Raw genomic sequence first — 2,393 nt, forward strand, 5'->3', positions numbered from 1 at the left:
CTTTTTTGCCGGCTTGAAAGAAGGGAAGCAGCGCGTAAAGGTCGGAAAATACGCGCCGCCCAAGGGGCTGTTCTGGCCCTGAGCCGGTGCGCCTAGAGCCGGTAAGTCCTTTCCGTGTAAATCACAGTGTCGCCAGCCACCATCCTCTCGCCAAGCCGAAGCACAGTCCCGTTCCCGTCCGATTCATAGCTTCCCAAAATGAGCACGCCTTTCCCGAGCCGTGTGGGCGAAGCCTCGATAGGCAGCATTTCCTCGAGCGCGAATTTCACCGACTGTGTGAAAGGCATCCTGTGGTGGTGTCCCTTCGAAGTCAAAGTCAAATGCTTGTGGTCAAGCACAATCCTTCCAGCGCCGCCTTTCCTGAAAAAGTCTGCAATCTCCTCTACAGTTTCCTGCGTCTTTTTCCTCAGCCTCTTTTTGGCAAGCCCTTCAAATGCGGCGCCCACATCTCCTTTCAGCTTCTGCACTCGCTTTTTTGCAGTCCTAAGCTCAGAATAAACAGCATGCTTTTTCGATGCAAATATTTCCTCAAGCTTTGCCAGCCTCTCATTGCAAAGTTTCGCGTTCTTCCTAAACGACAGGCTTGCCCCTCTCAGTTCCATGCCTTCTCCTTCTTCACCTGCAGCCTTCATTTTCTTCAGGCAAGCGCCCATCCTCTCAAACGAGGAGCGCGCAGCCTCAAGCTCGCCAGCCCATTCCTCCTCGCGGGCAGCAAGAGCAGCGCCAATGGCAATTTTTTCCGCCTCCTCAAGGTCCGATTCCACCTTGTCTGCAAGCACAATGGTTTCGTTGAGCGCAAGGTCGGTCATCTGCACTTTCATTTTTTCAGCGCTTGCAATCTGCTCGGAAATTTTCTCCATAGCGCGCGAAAATCCCTTCCCGGTGTCAGAAATAGAAACAAACCTGTCCAGCGCTTCGTCCAGCTTTCCCTCTAAGGAGTGATAGAGCTTCTTGCTTTCCTCAAGCGTGCCGGTCGCCTCTGGCATGCTACTCTTGTGCCATTCCTGATATATAAACGTTTGGAGGCGGGCAAGCGACATCGCTTTTTATTGTGTTGGCAACACAAATTCCCCATGCCTGAAATGCTGAAACATCAAGAGCAGCAAAAAATGGACGACAAGCTAAAGCAGGTGCCGAAAAAAGCCCCGCTCAAGCAGGCAGATACTTTTTTCGAAATCAAAGGCGTTCTCAAGGCATCTTTTTTCAACCCAAAGGAAATCTACGATATGGTGGCAAGATACCAGCCAAAAGGCGAAAAATGCGTTGACGATTTCCTGTCCTGGCTTGAAAAGAACGGAAAGCAACTAGCGGTCCAATTTCAGAACGACTTGAAAAATGGCAGGATTATTTTTGAGTTTCCAACTGGCTATGCAGACCGGAAATACGACAAATCCACGATACAGAAAGCTATCAAGCAGACTAAAGAGAGCTCAACCTTGAAGTACGCCACTCTTGGCGTATGGCTTGCCCAGAAATATGCTGCCAATACCAACGGGGTCAGCCTCGAGCATAGAAGCATTCCGATATATTCGCGTATAAGTTTGCCAGATGCGCTTGACATACTAAGTGGTCAAGGCACGAGTTTCGGAGGCGCATTCGACAGTGGCAAGAAGCAAATATCCCTGGATTTTCCGCTATCTTACATGAAAGAGCCAGATAATAAGGGTGCAATTGCCATGGGTTTTGCTTTGGGATTCCACGAGGCTATCCATGCGCTTGCCACAATGCGAGGCGAAGAAGGCGCCTATGGCGAGCTGGCAACTTTTTCAGAAGTTTCCGACAAGGGCTTGTTTCTAAAGGAGTCGGATGTCAACAGCAAAAATTGGTTTTTGACGAAAAGAAATTCCCTTGTAATTCTGGAGAAAATCGAAAGCGGTAAAATGGACGTTAAGAAAGAACAAATGCTTGCGGAATATATGGCATACATGTTTGGGCCGTGGCTGCGAACTTATTGGAAGAAAGAAGAACAGCCTAATGGCCTGGATGGCATTGAACCAAGAAAACGGGGCATTTCTATAGGAGTCGGCGATGTCATTGACATGCTCCAGGCTGAAAAGGAGTTTATTACAAATAAACTGGATTGGTTGATCAAACTTTGGGGCGCTGATCTGGCAAAGGAAAACAAAAATGAGTCGATAAAAGTCATAGAGGCTTTTAGCAACAAGCGCAAGGCAAAATTCAAGGCCTTGGAAGTGAATTGGGCGCGCGCAGGCACCGAGGAAGGCGTAGAAGAGCTTGCCCGGCAGGTGTGCGCCGCGGAGGGCATCAAAGACAAGGACGCTACCAACAAAATGGTTGAGGTTTTCAAAGCCCTCTGGAAGGAAAAAGTCAGAACAATAGACGAGTTTTTGAAAGTTTTCAAAGCTGAGATGGACAGACAGTTCGGCAAGCCT

Annotated in this window: 2 protein-coding genes; one reads left to right on the top strand and one right to left on the bottom strand. The window is 48.9% G+C overall.

All coding sequences use genetic code 11. The features are described from left to right. Positions 1-92: 92 nt before the first annotated feature. On the bottom strand, positions 93-986 hold the full coding sequence (locus FJZ26_05560) for a hypothetical protein (GenBank protein MBM3229874.1): 894 nt from the start codon (positions 984-986) through the stop codon (positions 93-95). Positions 987-1,109: 123 nt separating this feature from the next. Here FJZ26_05560 and FJZ26_05565 point away from each other — a divergent pair. Continuing rightward, the coding region (locus FJZ26_05565) for a hypothetical protein (protein MBM3229875.1) at positions 1,110-2,393 on the top strand (1,284 nt) is incomplete at its 3' end.

This window comes from Candidatus Parvarchaeota archaeon (genome assembly GCA_016866895.1).
GTDB lineage: Archaea > Micrarchaeota > Micrarchaeia > Anstonellales > VGKX01 > VGKX01.